This is a genomic window from Alkaliphilus sp. B6464 (assembly GCF_018141165.1).
In the GTDB taxonomy this organism is placed as follows: Bacteria; Bacillota; Clostridia; order Peptostreptococcales; family Natronincolaceae; genus Alkaliphilus_B.
Genome location: NZ_CP058557.1, coordinates 1,896,275 through 1,916,697, shown reverse-complemented (window position 1 = coordinate 1,916,697; position 20,423 = coordinate 1,896,275). Strand labels below are relative to the sequence as shown.

General features: G+C 32.0%; 16 protein-coding genes and 1 riboswitch. Of the genes, 1 reads left to right on the top strand and 15 read right to left on the bottom strand.

Annotated features, from left to right (window positions below; genetic code table 11):
* Positions 1 to 11: 11 nt before the first annotated feature.
* The 9 genes from HYG84_RS09245 to HYG84_RS09205 form a co-directional block, all read right to left on the bottom strand.
* Positions 12 to 857, bottom strand: coding sequence for an ABC transporter permease (locus tag HYG84_RS09245; RefSeq protein ID WP_212376128.1), 846 nt, complete (start codon positions 855 to 857; stop codon positions 12 to 14).
* Between the two features lie 4 nt (positions 858 to 861).
* On the bottom strand, positions 862 to 1,812 hold the full coding sequence (locus tag HYG84_RS09240; protein WP_330655425.1) for an ABC transporter permease: 951 nt from the start codon (positions 1,810 to 1,812) through the stop codon (positions 862 to 864).
* A 68-nt stretch (positions 1,813 to 1,880) separates the two neighbouring features.
* Entirely contained in the window at positions 1,881 to 3,470 is a 1,590-nt protein-coding gene (locus HYG84_RS09235; protein WP_212376125.1) for an ABC transporter substrate-binding protein, read from the bottom strand.
* Between the two features lie 223 nt (positions 3,471 to 3,693).
* The gene (locus HYG84_RS09230; RefSeq protein ID WP_212376122.1) at positions 3,694 to 4,455 is read right to left on the bottom strand and encodes an acyl-CoA dehydratase activase; all 762 of its coding nucleotides are present in this window, start codon (positions 4,453 to 4,455) and stop codon (positions 3,694 to 3,696) included.
* A 33-nt stretch (positions 4,456 to 4,488) separates the two neighbouring features.
* Complete coding sequence (locus HYG84_RS09225) at positions 4,489 to 5,649, bottom strand: double-cubane-cluster-containing anaerobic reductase (RefSeq protein ID WP_212376120.1); 1,161 nt, start codon at positions 5,647 to 5,649, stop codon at positions 4,489 to 4,491.
* A gap of 219 nt (positions 5,650 to 5,868) precedes the next feature.
* A complete protein-coding gene (locus HYG84_RS09220) occupies positions 5,869 to 7,983 on the bottom strand; it encodes an aldehyde ferredoxin oxidoreductase (RefSeq protein ID WP_212376117.1) in 2,115 nt (704 codons plus the stop codon).
* 96 nt (positions 7,984 to 8,079) lie between these two features.
* A complete protein-coding gene (locus HYG84_RS09215; RefSeq protein WP_212376115.1) occupies positions 8,080 to 8,742 on the bottom strand; it encodes a ferredoxin-like protein in 663 nt (220 codons plus the stop codon).
* Between the two features lie 214 nt (positions 8,743 to 8,956).
* Positions 8,957 to 9,075: riboswitch (molybdenum cofactor riboswitch) on the bottom strand.
* A 175-nt stretch (positions 9,076 to 9,250) separates the two neighbouring features.
* The gene (gene tatA, locus HYG84_RS09210) at positions 9,251 to 9,457 is read right to left on the bottom strand and encodes a twin-arginine translocase TatA/TatE family subunit (RefSeq protein WP_212376112.1); all 207 of its coding nucleotides are present in this window, start codon (positions 9,455 to 9,457) and stop codon (positions 9,251 to 9,253) included.
* 72 nt (positions 9,458 to 9,529) lie between these two features.
* Positions 9,530 to 10,180 (bottom strand): YdhW family putative oxidoreductase system protein, encoded by a 651-nt coding sequence (locus tag HYG84_RS09205; RefSeq protein WP_212376109.1) that lies wholly within the window; start codon positions 10,178 to 10,180, stop codon positions 9,530 to 9,532.
* Between the two features lie 379 nt (positions 10,181 to 10,559).
* On the opposite strand from HYG84_RS09205, the gene HYG84_RS09200 reads away from it, so the two are divergent.
* Entirely contained in the window at positions 10,560 to 11,630 is a 1,071-nt protein-coding gene (locus tag HYG84_RS09200) for an XdhC family protein (RefSeq protein WP_212376106.1), read from the top strand.
* Positions 11,631 to 11,705: 75 nt separating this feature from the next.
* On the opposite strand, the gene HYG84_RS09195 is transcribed toward HYG84_RS09200, so the two are convergent.
* The 6 genes from HYG84_RS09195 to HYG84_RS09170 all read right to left on the bottom strand — a co-directional run bounded on the left by HYG84_RS09195 (position 11,706) and on the right by HYG84_RS09170 (position 20,277).
* Complete coding sequence (locus HYG84_RS09195) at positions 11,706 to 12,689, bottom strand: acyl-CoA dehydratase activase (RefSeq protein WP_212376103.1); 984 nt, start codon at positions 12,687 to 12,689, stop codon at positions 11,706 to 11,708.
* Complete coding sequence (locus HYG84_RS09190; RefSeq protein ID WP_212376100.1) at positions 12,664 to 13,773, bottom strand: 2-hydroxyacyl-CoA dehydratase; 1,110 nt, start codon at positions 13,771 to 13,773, stop codon at positions 12,664 to 12,666. Before HYG84_RS09190 ends, HYG84_RS09195 begins: the two co-directional genes overlap by 26 nt.
* Positions 13,745 to 14,740: an acyl-CoA dehydratase activase-related protein gene (locus HYG84_RS09185; RefSeq protein WP_212376097.1), complete on the bottom strand. Its 996-nt coding sequence runs from the start codon at positions 14,738 to 14,740 to the stop codon at positions 13,745 to 13,747. Before HYG84_RS09185 ends, HYG84_RS09190 begins: the two co-directional genes overlap by 29 nt.
* 61 nt (positions 14,741 to 14,801) lie before the next feature.
* Positions 14,802 to 16,289 (bottom strand): cardiolipin synthase, encoded by a 1,488-nt coding sequence (cls, locus tag HYG84_RS09180; protein ID WP_212376094.1) that lies wholly within the window; start codon positions 16,287 to 16,289, stop codon positions 14,802 to 14,804.
* A 189-nt stretch (positions 16,290 to 16,478) separates the two neighbouring features.
* Positions 16,479 to 18,029, bottom strand: coding sequence for a sensor domain-containing diguanylate cyclase (locus HYG84_RS09175; protein ID WP_212376091.1), 1,551 nt, complete (start codon positions 18,027 to 18,029; stop codon positions 16,479 to 16,481).
* A gap of 106 nt (positions 18,030 to 18,135) precedes the next feature.
* Positions 18,136 to 20,277, bottom strand: coding sequence for a DNA topoisomerase III (locus tag HYG84_RS09170; RefSeq protein WP_212376089.1), 2,142 nt, complete (start codon positions 20,275 to 20,277; stop codon positions 18,136 to 18,138).
* Positions 20,278 to 20,423: the final 146 nt, after the last annotated feature.

Sequence of the window (20,423 nt, the reverse complement as noted above, 5' to 3'; positions counted from 1 at the left end):
AGCCTCCTTTCCTAATCATTATTTACCTTAGGCTCAAAGGCAACCCTAAATATATCTCCTAAAACGTTAAAGCTCAGCACTGTTAAAAGAATCAGCATACCAGGGAAAATAGCTAAATGCGGAGCCTCTCCTATATAACCTTGTGCATTTTTAAGCATGCTGCCCCAAGATGAGTTGGGTTGTTGTACTCCCAAACCTAAAAAGCTTAAAGAAGACTCAGTTAATATTGCGGTAGCTATGTTAATTGTAGATGCTACAATAACTGTTGAAAAAATATTAGGAATAATATGCTTTAATATAATTTTTTTCGGCTTTTCTCCAGAAACCTTAGCATATAAAACATATTCTCTTTCCTTTACAGTCAATGTCTCTGCCCTAACTATTCGTGCTATGCCCATCCAACTAAAAACACCTATAATAATGATAATATTTTGAATACCAGGCTTTAAATATGCATTTAATATTAAAATTAAGAAAAATGTCGGTATACACATTAAAATATCAATAGTTCTCATTATTAAATTATCAACTTTACCACCAAAATATCCACTTATAGTGCCTACAATAGTGCCGATAGCAGTAGAAATAATCATAGATGAAAAACCTACAGTTAAAGAAACTCGGCCTCCGTACAATGCCCTTGTAAGATAGTCTCTTCCCATATCATCAGTTCCAAATATATTTTGTAATCTTGGACTCCCCAACCGATTGGTTATATTAATAGCATTAGGATCGTATGGAGATAAAAAAGCAAAAATTGATGATATAGCTAATATTGCAATTATTGCGATTGCAACTATTCCCAATTTATTTTCTTTTAATTGATATTTTAAATTTGCTAGCGATCTATTATTCATCTGATCATCTCAACTCCTTAATTCTCGGATCAGCAATTCCGTATAAAATATCCGATAGTAAATTACCTATAATTAATAATAAAGATGAAAACATAGTAATTGCCATAATAACTGGATAATCAAAACTAAATATAGAATTAATGCCTAGTTGACCCATTCCTGGCCAGCCAAAAACCGTCTCTGTAATAAACGCACCAGAAACAAGTGAAGGTAATGACATCCCTACAATCGTAATAACAGGTAAAATAGAATTTTTTAATACATACTTGTAAAGAACCTCTGCCTTGCTTGCTCCTGAAGCATATTCTACCATAACATAATCTTCCTTTAATTGACTAATAGTACTAGATCTAATATATCTAGTAATAACTGCAATATTTTGTAGACTAAGAACTATAGTAGGCATAATTCCGTGTTTTATAAGATCCCAAGTAGTATCTATTCCAACCGTCCGCATACCTATACTTGGAAGAAGATTTAACTTTAGTGAAAAAGTATAAATTAAAATCATTGCAAACCAAAAGCTTGGTATAGAAATTCCAACATAAGAAAAAATGGCGGATATATTATCAATCCATTTATTTTTATTAGCTGCTGAAATAAGTCCTAGGGGAATACCAACTAATATTGATAAAAGTAATGATGATCCCATTAATCCTAAGGTTGCTGGAATTCTTTCTAATATTTGATTTAAAACTGGTCTATGATTAATTAATGAATAGCCTAAATTCCCTGTAATTACGTTTTTTAACCACTGTATATATTGAATATACACTGGTCTATCTAGTCCTAAATTTTGTCTTATACGTAATATATCATTATCACTCATAGCAGGTGTAATAAAAGATTGCACTGGATCTCCTGGAGCCAACTTAATAAGCGAAAAAGACACTATGGAAATAACTATAAGCATAGGTATAGCTTGAATTAATCGTTTAATAGTTAATTTTCCCACTGTTTACATCTCCTAACATAGACATGAAAGTAAACCCAGATTCAGGTTTACCTTCATATTGTTTTTATTTATTTCATATACAGCTTGGATAAGTCTCTAAACATAAAAATTGGAACTGGCTTAGCCTCTTCAATGCCGCCAAATGCTGCATTAATAGCAACTATTGATTTTGGATATGCAATTGGATACACTACCATATCTTCAATAACTTCTTCCTGTATGTTAGTATAGATTTCTCCTCTTCTAACTTCGTCTTTTTCTATAACTGCCTTATTCCATAATTCATCCATTGCTAGGTTTTCATAGTTCATAAAGTTATTCATACTTCCAACTGTGAATAGACCTTTGTATCCATCTGGCTCACTTCCCATTACATAACCATTATATGCTAAGTCAAAATCCTTATTTTTGGGATCCAGTAATTTTTGATAAAAAGCTCCTCTTTCCATAGCAATTAGCTCCAGCTCTATTCCTACATTTTTAAATTGATGCTGCATAATTAAACCTTGATTTTCTTGTGCTTTATTAGAGTTAATATAAGCTAATTTAAGTTTTAGGTTTTCTGCACCTGCATTAGCTAAAAGCTCTTTTGCTTTATTTTCATCAAAGTTATATTCTTCAACTTTATCTGTATAGTAGATCGTATTTGGTACAAAAACAGAGTAAGCTTCTTCTGCATAATCTGTAGATTCATATGCACCGACTATAACCTCTTCTTTATTTATAGCATAGGCTATAGCTTTTCTTACATCTTTATTTTTCAAAGTATCACTATTTAAGTTAAATACCATATTATTTAACATACCTTCGTTGTATGTTACTACATTTAGATTAGGGTCTGCTTCAAATTTAGCTGCATCTTTTGGATCAATATATCTAGCACTTAGTTCTCCATTTTGCAGAGCGATATTTGCTGCGTTTGGATCAGATATTACTCTATAAACTACAGAATCTAAATGGGCTTTACCATCAAAATATTCATCGAATCTTACTAGTTCAACTTTTTCTCCACTCTTAGAATCTTTAAATTTGAAGGGACCGGACCCAATTGGTGATGCATTTTTATCACTCTTAGCTAAGTCAATTTCTCCTTCAAATACATGTTTTGGAATAGGCAATATTTTTGATACATTACTAATAAAAGGCATAGATATTTGTGGAAGTTTAAATTCTACAGTGATTTCATCTATCTTAACTACCTCAACAGGCTTTCCATCAATAATAAATGAATCTCTTAAATGACTGTTTTGAGCTGGGTCAAGTAATGATTCTATTGTAAATACAATATCATCTGCTGTAATTTTTTCACCATCATGCCACTTTATTCCCTCTTTTAATTTAAGTGTATAAGTTAAATAGTCTTCCGAAGGAGTGATGCTCTCTGCTAAGAAAAAATGTGTTCCCTCTTCATCAATTACATATAGAGGTGCAAACAAAGCATTATTAATTGTCATTGTTACCCTGTCACCAGCATAAAGTGGATTTAGTACATTTGGATCGGAGCCAATAGCAAATATAATTGTTCCACCATCCTTTATTTCATTAACAACAGCTTCTTTTGTATTTGGCTGATCAACTTGTGTTTTATTACCACCGCATGCTGTTAAAAATACCATAACTGCTACCATCATAAGTATTAAAAATCTTTTAATTTGCATTAAAAATCCCCCTTAATAAGTAAATTTGCACCAATTTTAATTCCCCGTAATTCATATCTGTTTACTTGGTATTAGGCATGGATTTATTATAACATCTATACTAATGGCTGTGCAATCACTATTTATTATAAAAATTATTAACTATAGTTAATAATTTGAAAATAACTATGTAAATCCTATTCTTTATAACAGGATAGGATTTACATAGTTGTTTAAGCTTAATCTATTTATATCCGATAATCGCCGCTCCAATAGCTCCTAAAAATTGAGACTCATTGGATGAAATAATTTCAGCTCCAAGCTTATTGCTAAGAAGTTGCCCAAGTTTTTTATTTTTAGAAACTCCTCCAGAGAAAAACACCTTGTCTTCCACTCCCATTCTACTTGCTAAAGAGTAGGTTTTATTACATACAGAATGCAAGAGTCCTGAAGCAATTGCTTCTTTAGAAGCGCCTTCTGCCATTAGACTTACAACCTCAGATTCTGCAAAAACTGTACACATGCTATTTATATTGGCCGGTTCTGTACCAGATGCTAGCTCTGAAAGATCTCCTACACCTACCTCTAGGGCATTTGCCATTACTTGCAAAAATCTACCTGTACCAGCTGCACACTTATCATTCATTAGAAAGTCTATAACAGTACCTTTATCATTTAGCTTAATAAGCTTACTATCCTGTCCCCCAATATCTATAACAGTCCTAATATTAGGATCTATATAGTGAGCCCCTCTTCCGTGGCAGGTGATTTCTGTAACCTTTTTATCTATAAAAGAAAGTGACACCCTACCATATCCAGTACCTACTATTGTACTGATATCATCTCTAGTAATATTGAGATCGCCCATTATTTCCTTAAGTAGTTGTTCTCCAGATTCCCTAGGGCTCCATCCTGTAGGTAGAAGTGCTGTCGCAATAATCTTTTCACCATCATAGGCTGCTGCCTTTGCTGCTACTGAACCTACATCAATTCCAATACTGATCACCAAATCACTTCCTTACAGTATATAATTCTAGTTTTAAGCAGTAACTGTAGATCCAATAGTTTCTAAGAACGCTTCTACCCTAACTTTAATTTGTCCTACATCAGAATCGGAGTAGTCAGTTTCTATTTGAATAAATGGAAGATTTAGCTCGTCTTTAACAAAGTTACGAACAGTAAAGGATTCTATGTTGTATGTGTGACAGGCCTGCCATGTAAGATCAACTACACCGTCTATTTCATATTCTTCTGCTAATCTTTTAATAAGGTCTAATCTACCATTGTTATTTGTCATACAAGAACATGGTGTAGATAAATATTTTTCTGCAAGAGCAGTAATCGGATCTTTACTTTCATCTACTAATACGTCTAATCCTTTATATCCTGTACAATTTTCCAGAGCGACTACACTTGCACCAGATTCCTCTAAAACCTTTAATACCTTTTCTGATCCACTTCCTATAGGGCATCCTGTTAATAAAATACGTGGAGCATTTTCATCGAAGGCGTAAATACCATTTTCCATTCTCTCTTCAACTTCAGAAATTAACCTTTCGATAAGCTCTATACCTGCTTCTTTATCTACATTAAAACCTTTTAACCATTGTGCTAACATCATATCTACACCTGTTAGCGGAGCAGGCTTATGCGCATTAAGTTTATGTAATCTTCTCATTGCACTTCTTTCTCTATTCATTAATTTAATAGCATCTTTTAACTTTTCATCTGTAATTTCTACACCAAATTTTTCTTCTAAGAAGCTTTTAAATTTAATCATTTCATTTTTCCACATTTCTAGAGCATCATTACCCTCAGCAGTTTGTGGTAGGTTCATTATATGCATAGGTTTTATTTTACCCATTAGCTCGTACATTTTCTTTTTACCATCACATGTTGTTTCTGCTAATAATACATCTGAAAAATAGAAATAAGGGCATTTATCAGTAATCGCGAAACCATAACTAGACTTAATAAGTGGACATAGGTTTCTTGGTAACTCTTTCTCCGCATCTTCTATAGGTGCTTGAGCTGTTCCACATAATGTAACTGAAATTGCATCTGCGGCTAATGCGATTTCTTGAGGTGAAAATACACAGTACATTCCTACTACTTTTTTACCTGCCTCGTGTGCTTCTTTAATTTTTACAGAATTAACTCCTCTTAGAGCTTCTACTTCTTCCATAATTTCTGGTCTCATTTTACATCCCCCTATATCTTGATTTAAATTTAGCAACTTCCAACTAAATTTTATCATTATGAGTAAATAGCTACCAATTATAATTATCTATGTGTTGTGAAACTACTATTGTTTTTTTCTATGATTATTTACTTGTTTTGATATCAAGGTAAAAATTAACAACAAAAAAATAGAAGAGTAAACTCTTCTATTTTTTATTAATCTTTGTATAAAATTTGTTTATTTTGGAAGCAGATTAAGTTTTTCTAGCTCGTCTGCTACATCTTTCAGGTTTAATCTCTCTAATGTAGCTCTTGTAGGTGCTCCAGTTTTTTCATCCCAGCCATATTCTTTATATAACATAGTTAGAGCCAATTGCATATCTTCTCTATCAAGCATAACTGTTCCTGGGGTGAAAGGCTTAGCATCAGGATTTTTTGAATCTATAAATACCCATTCTGGTATAATATCATGCTCATTACGCATATCGATAGTTTCCATTTCCTTAATAGTTGCAGCTCTATGCATAGTAGCGATTCTTTCAGCAGCTAAATCTAATTCTTTTTCAGAAGTTTCTATGCCTGTTGCTAAACTAAAGAATTTAGCTTCTAATGCTGTATCTCCTCTGTAGTTTCTTGATTTAGAAGGAGAAACCGTCATTGGCCACACCCAGTTACATAATGTAATAGAGTCATGCAGGAAGTTTCTATCTAGTGACCATTTCGCAAACTTTGCTTTATACTCATTCATTGGAGTATAATCATTTGGAGCATCTAGTGCATCTGGGGAACCCCATACTTCGCCAGCAACTTCTTTTAATATTTCTATAGGAAGTCCTGCGCCTATCATATTCATATGAGTATGAGAGTTAGCATCTCTATTAAACATTACATTAACAAGTACTCCTACTTGTGCACCAGCCTCATTACTATGATGCTTAGGAAATGCCATTTTCGACCAAACATTGTTTCCATATCCAGTCCAGTATTCTTTTCCTAAGTTCCATTCTTTATCTAACCAATAAGGTCCAAGACCTAATTTACTAAATTCTCCTTCTTTTAAAGCTATTCTTCTATAAAACTCTACTAAAAATCCAGGATCTCCTGATTCTACTAAATCCCATGGTATGCTGTCGTATTCTTCTTTTGGAAGTACTTCTTTTAATTTTCCGGATTGATAGCTATATTTAAAATCTCTACCAAGCTGACCATAGTTACTCCAAATACCATAATCATCAGCAAGTCTTGATCCTAAGCTTTTAGCGATTAGAGCTACTTCTCCTTGTTTTTCACCATCAGAAAATCCATTAACCATAACTGTACCTGGATTAATAAATCCTATACAAGTACTAGTAGCATATCCTGATAAACCATACTTTTCAAGTTCTGGAACCTTTAAATTAGATTGACAACGTATTGGACAGGAGTGGCATCCACCCATTTTAATTGTTCTTGCTTCAGCTACAGGGCCTAAGTCAAATATTGCCTTCTGTGTACGAAGACCAACCTTATTCTTATCTCCAGCAGGACATTCTCCTGTTTCTACCTTCGGCTCTGCCGCTCCCCAGAATAAAGCAGTTTGTGCAGTCCAGCGGCTTCCTTTATCATGATACTCCGCCCATGGCTGTGGTGTGCTAGGTACAACGTGTTGATTGTTTGCACCTATTATGTCCTTCAACATATATTCATTAAGTTTTAACCATTCTTGTCCTTTACCTTCAGCAATATGAACTGCTTGAGTTCCTCTAACACCTATAGCTTTTAGTTTTTTAGAACCAAATACTCCACCATGTCCACCAGCAGAGTGGTTAACACTATTTACTATAGAAGATAAGTGAACTAAATTTTCACCCGCTTGTCCAATGGAGGCAATACAGGCTTCTTTCCCCATAACATTGTTTAGCTCATGAGTTGTATCTATTACTCCTTTTCCCCATAGATTAGAAGCATCTTCTATAGACACTTTATCATCTTCAATACGTAACCATACTGGAGTTTTTGAAGCTCCCTCAACAATGATAGCATCCCATCCTGCAAACTTTAAGAATGCTCCAAAGTTTCCACCCATATGACTATCAGTAATAGCATTGTAAGGGTTAGTAGGTGCAAGAGAAGTAATATTTGTTCTTCCACTACAAGGCACACCTGTACCTGTAAAAGGTCCAACACCAATTACTATTTTGTTTGCTTCATCAAAAGCTTTTGTACCTTGAGGAACTTCATCAAATATAACCTTATAACCAATACCTGCTCCTCCAATAAAGTCCTTATATTTCATAGTATCTTCAACAGCAATACTACCTGTAGTTAAGTTTACCCTCAACATCTTACCTGTCCATCCAGTGATCTTAGACATTATTATTCCTCCTATCTATAAATCAATATGATAAATATTTAAGTTTCTATTTATTTATATTGTTAAAATAAAGTTTGCTTTTACTAATAATTTATATTATGAAAAACGATATCCTTTTCTGGTAAACATTGCTGCTACTTCTTCCCAAGGAATTATTTTTAATGCTCCTGTAATGCAGTTTTCCGCACATGCTCCACATAAAATACATTTTGTAGATTTTTTACTCTCTGGGTCTATTGTAGGCATATGCCATGGACAGGCTGCTGCGCATGCTCCACATCCAACACACTTATCTTTATCTACTGTCCAAGCCCCTAGTTTTTCATTTAAACTAATCGCATCGGCAGGACAGGATTCAGCACACTTAGGTTCCTTACATTGCTTACATGTTTCAGGTGTCATAAGGAAGTTTCCAAAATAGCCATCTTCATTACGATAATTATCTGTAATTTCATCTCCATAGTTAAAGTTTCTACTAATTTTTATTCTTGAAATAAGCGGATGAACCTTGCCATCATTTGCTACTGTACAAACCATCTCACATCTTTGACATCCAGTACATTTATTCCTCTCAGCAATAAGTATCCCTTTAGCAGTTACAAAAGCGGAAGCACTTCCAACATCTGGATTAGAACATCCTAATAAATTTAGTACAGAAGCAGTAACAGTTATACCTACTATTCCTTTTCCACTAACTTTTAAAAATTCTCGTCTAGTTCTCAATTTCTCTAAAAAATCTTCAATTTCTCTTTCAAACATAATAACTCTCCCTCCTAAATAAATATTTGTTAATGTACGTCATATTTTCTTCTTTATTGCTTTATAAATAGATTAGTGCTGGCAAATTTATCCTTAATTTGTTAAATAACAAACTTTTTCCGAAAGATAAATGCCTACAAAAACAATTTTAGATTAGTAAAAAATCAGCAACACCAGAAAACGCTAACAAAAGCATTAATTCTAGATAACTATGCATCATTTTCACTAATCTACTTTACAAAATGGGAGGCATACTCGTTTCCAAGTCTACCTATCGGTCTAAAACCTTAGATATTTATCCTTAGGTAATTAGGCTCGTAGATAATGTCTCGTATATTTAACTTTTTTAATGCAGCACAGTACATAAGTTTTACTTATGTACATAAAATATATTTATCGCTTACAATTTAACTATACTTTATACATTTACAACTTGTCAATAAATAAAAATCTATAAATATACTTCCTTAAAAATTATATCTATAACATTTTAAAGAAATAAATATTATTATTCTTCTTCCTTCTTATCTAATGTTTCTGACTTCTCTATAGTCTCCTTTTCCGGATTTTCGGTTATTTTATCTGCATGATCCTTAAATTCTTTAAGAGATTTGCCTAAGGCTTTTCCTAATTCCGGAAGTTTTGACGGTCCAAAAATTACCAATGCGATTATTAAGATTAATATTAGCTCCGTAGTCCCTAATCTACCAAACATTTGTATCGCCTCCTTGCATTACATTTTAAAGTAAAGCTTTTATATATTTATAATAATTTGTTATATACTGAACTATGGATTTTGGTCATGCTCTACCTCTATCCATTCTGCTAAAGAAACTGCATGAGCTTTTACCATAAACTTATCCGAATATAGATAAAGAGCAGCATTTGAAGCTCTAGTTTCTTTTATATCCTCATATTCTTTCTTTGTCTTTAATTGGGTTAGAACATCACTAAACTGTTCCTTAGTGAAGTTAAAAGGATTATATGAAAATAGTCTTACGTCAGTGGGTCTTGGATAGGTTTTAGATTCGTGTCTAACTGTCTCTGCAATTAGACTAATTAAATCTTTTTCCTCCACCCTTACCATCATCTGTGCATAGTTATAGGTAATATACTTATCTGAAAATAAATATATAGAACTAGCTCCTTTTATAGTATATATATCCCCATACTCTTCTCTCACTTTTAGCTCTTCAATACTAGGTAATATATCTTCTACCTCTAAAGCAATGGGATCTTCAAAAAAGTCTTCTCCATTTGTTAGTTTACCTTCAGAAGATTTTAAGCGTACTAAATCACCCATTAAAGAAATTTTATCTTCTTGTTCATATATGCTATTGTTATTTTCATCTACCATATTTTGTTCTAGCAGTATATCCTGTTTATTTATTTCCTTGTCGATATCATTTTCTAAACCCTTAATATCTATTTCTTTCATAGCTAATTCCTCCATGTTTACTAAAAATCATATAGAGTAATTAATATCCTAAAGCCACACATTAAGTTTTATTAATTTAAATACATGTATTCCTCTTTAAGAACAATACTCATTCATTACTGTGTTAAATATATCACAATATTATTTTTCAGTCAATATTCTTTATTAATAAATATTTAATTTTAAATTCAAAATTCTTTTGTAAATCTCAGTAATAGAATACCATACCAAACTATATATATTTGTATGTTCAACTTTTTATTGTTTTGATTTTAAAACCTGTTATAATATATTTAAGTATTATTAGTTATATAACAAACAATGCTTTGCTTAATATTACCATATTTAAAATATAAAATAGATTGGGTGATTTTATATTATGTTTAAAGATATATATCAAAATTTATTAAATGAGTTACTCAATGGACATGAAACTACTCTATTAACTTTTATGAATCCTAGTGATGAAAAAAGAGGAACTATTGAAGAAAAACTTCTTTTATCTAGACATAACTTAGAAAAAGAACTACCTAGTATTACAAAGGATCTTAAAGATAAAATACTGGATAGTTTTAAAACAGGAAGTCCTATGCTTTACAATAGTCAGAATAGAACTATTTTAATTGAACCTTATTTTCCAAAGCCTAGATTAGTAATTTTAGGTGGAGGCCATATAGCTAAACCTTTAGCCGAATTTGGACATAAAGTAGGATTTTCTGTTGTTGTAGTAGATGATAGACCTTCATTTGCTAATCCTGATCGCTTTCCTGAAGCTAGTGAAGTCATTTGTGAAGATTTCGAAAAAGTCTTTGATTTGCTAAATTTAAGAGAGTCAGATTTTGTAGTTATTGTAACTAGAGGCCATAGACATGATGGAGTTTGTTTACGTAATGCTTTAAAGTATAATTCATCATATATAGGTATGATAGGCTCAAAGCGCCGAGTAAAAACAATGATGGACGAATTAGTAAGCGAAGGTTATTGTAAAGAAAAGTTAAACAATGTTAATTCACCAATTGGATTAGATATAGGTGCAGTTACACCTGAAGAAATAGCAATTTCCATAATATCGCAGGTTATTAGTTTTAGAAGATCTAAAGGTCCCATTTTAAATAATAATTTAAAAAAGTTTAATTGGCCAGAATTTGATAGTGATGTAATTAAAGAAATATCTCAACAGTCCGAAATTCCTAGGGCCCTTATTACAATAATTGCTTCTAAAGGTTCCGTGCCTAGAAAGGCTGGGGCTAAAATGATAGCTTGGATGGATGGTAGAGTTATAGGAAGTATTGGTGGAGGCTGTAGTGAAGCTAATATAATAACATTAGCTCGTGATGTTATATTAACAAAAGGCTATTCTATCGAGCATGTGGATATGACAGGTATTGTGGCAGAAGAAGAAGGTATGGTTTGTGGTGGTACAATAGATGTACTTATCGAAGCTTTTTAATTGAATTGCCTATACATTCACTAGTAAAACAAACCAATCATTCTTATTATCTAAGAATAATTGGTTTGTTTTACTTTACGCTAATTTTTCTATATCACTTTTAATTAAATCGTTCCATTTTCCGCACTTGTCTCCCCAACGTGCCATAATTTGCCCATCTCTTAATATTTCAATAACCTCACACATATTAGAACAATCTGCACATTCTATGCCCTTTACATTATAGCCAGAGTTAATAATATCAAAGCCTTGAAAACTCGTTTTATTTCCTTTTGCAGAATGTTCTTGAGCCAATAAACAACACCCTATAGAACCCATAACATCATAATGGGGTGGTACTAATACTTCTAGTCCAAGAGCCTCTTCAAAGGATTTTTTAATTCCTACATTGGCAGCTACTCCACCTTGGAATACAACAGGACCTACTATTTCCTTTCCTTTAGCTAAGTTATTTAAAAAATTTCTTACCATTGCATCGGAAAGTCCCTTAATAATATCTTCCTGATTATGCCCTAATTGCTGTTTATGTATCATATCTGTCTCAGCAAAAACAGCGCATCTTCCTGCTATACGAACAGGATTTGTTGACTGTAATGCTAAGCCTCCAAAATCTTTAATATCAATACCCATACGAGCTGCCTGTCTATCTAAAAAGGATCCCGTTCCCGCAGCACATACAGTATTCATAGCAAAATCACTAATTATTCCATCCCTAAGTAAAATAATTTTTGAATCCTGTCCACCAATTTCCAATATAGTTCTTACGCCGTCAACAAAGTTAAGTGCAGCTATACCATGGGCAGTAATTTCATTTTTAACAACGTCTGCTCCCACTATCATAGAAGCTAAATGTCTACCACTTCCTGTTGTTCCAACACCCTTTACATTAATATCTTCTGTTACTTGGGATTTTATTTCCTTTAAAGCCCTCTGCACAGCATCTATTGGTTTTCCACTAGTTCTTGTGTAAACTTTACCCATAATCTCTTTATTTTCATCCATTAATACGATATTAGTACTAACGGAGCCTACATCAATACCCAGATAACAATTTTTCACCTTTACTAATCTCCTTTCTTCTCCGTAAAAGATCGACAAATGCCTCTAATCTAGTCATATACCCAGCTTCTCCTGTCATTTCATCTACAATAAGACATAGGTATGGGATATTATAATCCTTTTCTACTGTGGGAAGAATACTTTGTGCGACTATTTCTGGCATACAAGTTAGAGGATAAACTTGTATAATTCCATCAAAACCTTCCTTAGCAAATTTAACACTATAGCCTATAGTTTCTCTAGCATGTCCACCTATCATAGTTTTCAAATATGGCTCAGCTGCCTTTCTGGTTTCCTTTTCACTAGTTAATCCTAGAGGATTTAGGAAGAGATGTTCATTTAGCCAGCGACTTACTTTTAATGATTTATCTATTTCTACTCCTAAACTCCCTAGCTTCTTTTCAATATCTAAGCTTACAAAGGGCTCTATAATAGTGTAAATTTCCCCTACAACACCAATTTTAATAATTTCTCTATTAGAGTCTTCCTCTACAGATAGTATTTTTTCCTTTGTCTCCTTCATTAGTCGAGAAACTCCTTCATACCCATATACCATCCTTATATCCTTATGGAATTGATCATAATACCTATCTACGCTACCCCTAACCTTTTCCCTAGGTCTTTTATAGTAGGCTATATCCTCTAAATCATCCACCTGATTCAATACCCGCACTGCTTTTTTTAAAGCTTTGATAATTTTATAAGGATTTTTAGTTCCTGTTAATTTAAAGATTCTATTAAAGAATGCTTTATAATCACCTTGAGGAGGATCAAGTAATATAACATCTATATCATAACCAATTTCACTCAGTAATTCTCTTTGTAATATTGAATAGTATCCAAAACGACAAGGCCCACAGCTTCCTGTTAATACTATGGTATCTGCTCCCATATTTATGCTTTCTATATAATTACCTATATTGACCTTTAGTGGAAGGCAAATGGACTCTGGAGAATGTTTTACACCAATATTTAGAGTATCTTTGCTACACCGGGGTGGAACTACTATATCAACTCCTAATTCTTCTAATAATACTTTTGTAGCCACATATTGATTACCCATGTGCGGAAAGGTTACCTTCATTTCGATTCCTCCATTCAATCATATCTAAAAATGCTTCTATTCTTGTATTGATTCCTGCTTCTCCTGTATGTTCATCTATAGTTAATAGTAGAAAAGGAATTTTACCTTCTCTTCTGGATTTTCTTTCAAATAGGTCCTGTATTATTGAATCAATACCACATCCAAATGATGATACATAAATAACACCATCCACATTTTTAGCTTGAGCTAAATACATAGAAGCACCTAAAAGTTTTCTTCCAAAGCTCCAAAACATTTTTTTTTCTAGTTCGTTTGCGTATTTGTTAATAATATTAAAATCGATCATTTCTGGAACAAGGATATCAACCTGATTCTCCTTTAGCTTATTAAGTAAATTCATAGAGCTGTAGCTATCATACATATTATATGTGTGTCCTACTACTGCTATTTTCTTTTTATTTTTTATATTAGATATATCACTATTATTGGACTCTATAAACTTTCCATCTACAGGTAGATTACCACTTTTTATTGTATCCTTATACTTTTGATAACTTTTCAAAGCTTCAGCATATGCCCTTTTAATTTTCCCTCTATCTTTAGTAATGTAGTATCCAAATTTATATATTGTTTCATCTAAGTTTTTTCTAGACTTATTAAAGTTTATTTCCACATCTATTAAAGGTGGTAGATTCTTAATTGAATGTACTACCATTTCCGGCAATCCACAAAACTTCGGACATATATATTCTTTTTCATAAACACTCATCATCTTAGGAACAAAAATATAATCTACCCTATCTTTTAAATCCATAACATGACCATTAAAAATCTTTACAGGAAGACAAGCCTCATCCACTGTATTTTTTACACCTTGGTCTAATATTTGTTTGTTTGTAGGCTTAGATAAAATAACCTCTGCCCCTAAGTGTTCATAGAATGTTTTCCATAAGGGATAATAGTCATAAAACCATAATCCTCTTGGAATACCAATTTTTATTGCCATAAAACCCCTCCTTTTTAGCACATTCAGTATTATTGACAACTATTATTGTTTATATACTTGACTAAATTAAAGGTATCATTAACATACCTATCTTTTCTTTAAACCTCTGTATTAACGGACGTTTGCTGTAATCTTCTAGCATAACTTCATCACTATCTCCTATGTTTTTATAAAGTTCTCTAATCATAAGCTCCGATTGACTTTGATCAAATAATATGGCATTCATCTCACAGTCTAAATATTGACTTCGTGTATTCAAATTAGCAGATCCGACTGATACGACCTTATCGTCTGCTACAAAAATCTTTGAATGTATGAAACCATCTTCATACAAATATATTTTCACTTTACTATTTAAAAGTTTATTGAAAAATGATGAATTAGCCCATCCAACTAAAAATAAATCTGGATTTTTAGGTATTATTATTTTTACATCTACCCCTTTTAAAGCCGCTGTCTGAAGAGCATTTATCATACTGTCGCTTAGTACAAGATATGGTGTTGCAATATACAATCTCTTTTTTGCCGAAGTTATTATAGAAAAATATGCTTGACTAATTTCATTCCAATAGGTGTCATATCCGCCGCTAACTATTTGTACAGGTAAAATGTTTTCTCCCTCCCACTCTGGAAAATACTTATTATCTAACAGTTTATCTCCACTAACATAATACCAGTCCCCTAAAAATACTCTCTGCATGCCCTTAACCGCTTCACCTTTTATTTTCACTAAAATATCCTTCCAGTTTCCTATGGTGTTATCTCTACCTAAATATTCATCACCTATATTAATTCCTCCAGTAAAGCCTACCTTACCATCTACTATAACTATTTTTCTATGGTTACGATGGTTAAGCTTCCCTTTAATAACAGACTTAAAAATACTATCATATGCCTTTATCTCTACTCCAGCTTCAATTAGTTCCTTACGAAAGTGTCTTTTTAAACTCCAGCTTCCTAATCCATCATAAATAACTCTAACCTCTACACCTTCTTTAGCTTTTTTAATTAATAGATCTTTAAACTTTTGCCCTATATTATCATTTCTAAGTATAAAAAACTCGATGTGTATATGGCTTTTAGCTTTACTTATTTCCTCTACCATTTCATCAAACATAGTGGCACTATCATATATTAGTAATGCTTCATTATAAAACGAAATAGGCATACCTGTATTTTCTTCTATAAGCTTTCCAATTCCCTGTTGGCTTTGTTCTAAAGTTACATCTGTCATTCTTTTGTTTTTGTCAATCTCTGTTAATTGATCCATATACTTACTTCTCTTTACTTGATAGCTGTTTGACACTCTTGTGTTTTTCCATATTTGAAAGAAAGTAAACATAAAAAGAATAAAAAAGAGTGTCATTATAACATATATAATTTTTATAATTATTTCATTTTGAAAAAATTGTAACATTAAAAGAAATATTATAAATAAAGCTGTAAATCCTAATAAATACGGATATATGCTTACAAAAACAACATCTTTAACTAGTATAAATAGATTAAAATACACTAAAGTTGTTAGTAGTAATAATAAAAACTTCATATAAAAATTGATTAGCATTTTGTCTCCTCCAAAGATTAAACTATATAATATATAATCATGTCCAATGTTATTATCTTTAACCTTAATACTTATTTTTTAGATACATTTTTTTATATACACACAAAAAAAGCAGCTAAGCTGCTTTTTTTTGGTTGAATTCTTAATTTTTTAAAATACTATATTAATTTTTTATTTACAGATTACCTGATTCTTACCTATACTTTTTGCCTCATACAAGCATTTATCTGCAATATGAATTAAATTTTCCTTGTTATAGCTGTCTATACCAAATGTTGAAAGGCCTATAGATACAGTAACACTTATATTATGTACAGAAAGAGTCTCAATTAAGTGCCGAATACGATCTGCTATAATCTTAGCTTCTTCCTTACCAATATCCTTTAATATAACTATTATTTCTTCTCCTCCATATCGGGCAACTATATCTTTTTGTCTTACATTTTCCCTTATACAGTTTGCCACATTTTTCAAGACTATATCTCCCATTTGATGGCCATAATTGTCGTTAGTTGACTTAAAATCATCTATATCAATCATTAAAATAGAGAATTTTTCTTCACTATACCTGTATATTCTGTATACTTCTTCATATATGTTCTCAAATGTTCTACGATTAAGTAATCCTGTTAATCCATCATATTTTGACCATGCCTTTAAATCACCAATATACTCTATGTTAGAAATAATAAGCCCTATATGACGAGCTATAATTTCTAAAAATCGAACTTGTCTATCAGAGAAAGTTTCGTACTCTCCGTTATCTAAGTACATTACGCCCAAAGGTTTTCCATGAACATTAAGGATAGGTAATACTACATTGGAACGAACACCTAACTCCTTAGAAAGCTCAGAATCACATCTAGGATCTGTCAGTGCATCATATACAACAACAGGTTTTTTGGTATCTATAGCAATAATAGCCGTATGATCCTTTGTCTTAGTTTTATCTAGTGGGTATTTTTTTTCTTTAATCTTGGCGCTTTTATCAAAGGTAGAGTAATGAGGTAATAAAAACTCCTCATCCTCATCTAATAGCGCTATAGTACACTTTTTCATACCTGTAGCACTAGGAATTATTGAAACTATTTTTTGCAGTGGGTCACTTGTATTATCCAAACTATCTTCTGGGTTATATAGTAATATATTCTCTAGAGCTGTTAATCCGAGCATATTTTCAAAGGCTAGATTCTGTCTCTCAATTCTAGAAAATACGGCTGTAAGTTCTCTAGCAACTAATTGTGCTATATTTTTAAGTTCGCAAGAAATTTTTCTTTCTTTTTCTTTGTCATAGATGATTAAAAGACCTACTAATTTATTTTGAGCAAAAACAGGTGTAGACAATAACTTATGTGGTTGGATCATTCTATTTAAATACGGAAATGCTTCTTCTATACTATTTGTATCCTCCAAGCATAAGGGCTTTTTATACTCGTTCATAGATAAGCTTAAATTAAAAACACCTGAAATCGCCGTATCTGCTGTATTGCCCTTTTCATTAATATCTTTACATGATGAATCTTTGATCATAACCTTTTTGTTATTTTCTACAATATCTAGATACATAGTCCTATAGCCTAGCCTTTTGTAAATAAAATTAACCACAACATTAATAGCAGCCTCTTTACTATATTGTCTATTTAGCGCTCTATATAGCTGCATACTATGTTTTTCATGTCCATTTAATACTTGGGATTCTTTATGATATTCTCTATTCACCACTTAACTCCCCCACTTACTTATCAAAGTCGTCTGATGCTATTGCATAGACTCCATCGCACTTAAACTTTTAAACTTACGTTTTGAAATTTCAAGTGCTCAAATATATCTATTCCCCTGTTGCAAACTCCCAACCCCAGTAACCATTGCTTGATTTTTTTAAACGAATTTTGCCATCAAACTTATTATTAGTTTGGGGCGATACCATACCTTTTACAATGACTACTTTATTTTCAATCAGTTTACTTACTATGGTTTTAGTCATTTTCTTTTTAAATTTTTTCATAAGTATATCTTCTTTAAACAATCCAAATTTACATCCCTGCTTATATTCACTACAGTAAAAATTTTTAGGTCCTTCCATTACATTCCCAACTTTACACGCTGGACATATACCTAAAGTATTGTTGTAAGAGTTACTCTTAAAATCTGTTTGATTTTTTCCTTTATTATATCTTTCAAATATAACCTCTTCCTTATTTCTAATCACATCTTCTACTATAAATGTTGTAAATCTAACAATACCATCCATGAACTTTTTAGAATCTAGTTGACCTTTAGCAATTTTATCTAGGGCCTTTTCCCATTTACCTGTAAGCTCGGGGGATGATAATTCATTAGAAGCTACCTGTATAAGTTTTCTCCCTTTTTCTGTAGATATTAAATTTTTCCCCTGTCTTTCTATATATCCAACATTTATAATCCTTTCAATAACTGAAGCCCTAGTAGCTGGTGTACCTATACCACCTGCTTTTAATTGTTCTCTTAATTCTTCATCATCAATAAACTTTCCCGCATTTTCCATTGCACCTAAAAGTAGTGCTTCATTATATCTGTCCGGCGGTTTTGTTTGTTTTTTTTCTATATTTGCATTTTTTACCAAGCTTGTATATCCTTTTTGTATATTAGCTAATAAACTTGTATTTATACCTTTTTCTTTTTCATTATAGAGTATTCTCCAGCCTTGATTTATAGTTTGCTGCTCGTTACTTTTGAAGTTTTCCTCTTCTACATTAGTTATTATAGTTATACTAAAATATTCATAATCATTATAAAAAACCGATAAAAATCTTCTTGCAATAATGTCGTAAATATTTTTCTCTTCCTCAGAGAATTTGTCCAATATTGCCTTTTTTTCCGTAGGGATAATAGCATGATGATCCGAAACCTTACTATCATTAACAATCCTAGAAGTAATTGGTAATTTCTCTATTTTTTCTAAATTCCCTGTATATTCTTGATACCCTTCCAATCCTACTTTTTTAATTAAGTTTTTTAATTTTGGAATTAAATCCTTGGATAAATAACGGCTATCAGTTCTTGGATATGTAATTACCTTTCTTTTTTCATAAAGAGCTTGAGCTATATCTAAAGTTCTTTGGGCTGTATATCCATATCGTTTGTTTGCATCTCTTTGTAACTCTGTTAAATCATATAATAGTGGTGGTTTTTTAACTACTTTTTTCTTTTGACAATCTGTAACTTCGCCTTCTTTACCTACTACTTTATTCTTTATATATTCTGCCTTTTCAATAGTATCTACTTTACTCTCCTTAGTTTCCAAATCTATCCAAGTACCACTATACTCTTTAAAATCTGCCTTTACCTCCCAATAATCAACAGGAGTAAAGTTATCGATTTCCATATCTCTATCAACTATAATCTTTAAAGTAGGTGTTTGCACTCTACCTATGGGAAGTAAGCTATTATATTTTATACTATATACCCTACTCCCATTCATTCCTACCAACCAATCACTTTCACTTCTACACTTTGCTGAGTAATATAATGGATCATATGCTTTACCATCCCGTAGCTTAGCAAATCCATCCTTAATTGCTTCTTCTGTAAGTGATGATATCCATAACCTTTTGAAAGGCTTTCTGCAACCAACAAGCTCATATATATATCTAAAAATAAGTTCTCCCTCTCTACCAGCATCAGTAGCACATATTATTTCATCAACTTGTGAAGCTTTGATCAGAGTTTTTACAATTTGATACTGTTTATATGTCTTAGGGTTAGGTTTAAGCTTTATCTTTTCTGGTATAATAGGTAAATTATTAAATGCCCACTTTTTATAGTTAATATCATATTCCTCAGGGTTGCATAATATAACTAAATGACCTATGGCCCAAGTAACTATATAGTTATCTCCTTCTATGTAACCATCTTTTTTATCTTTACAATTTAAAACCTTTGCAATATCTTTAGCTACACTAGGTTTTTCTGCTATTACTAGTTTTTTCATACCTTTATCCTCTCATAATAACTTACGCATTTATTATATATTATTTATCTTTATAATGATAGGAAAAAATGGGTCTATTTTCCTATTTACATTCGTATTTTTCTGATATATTTTTCTGGTTTTCGACAACACAACCTTATTTTCGA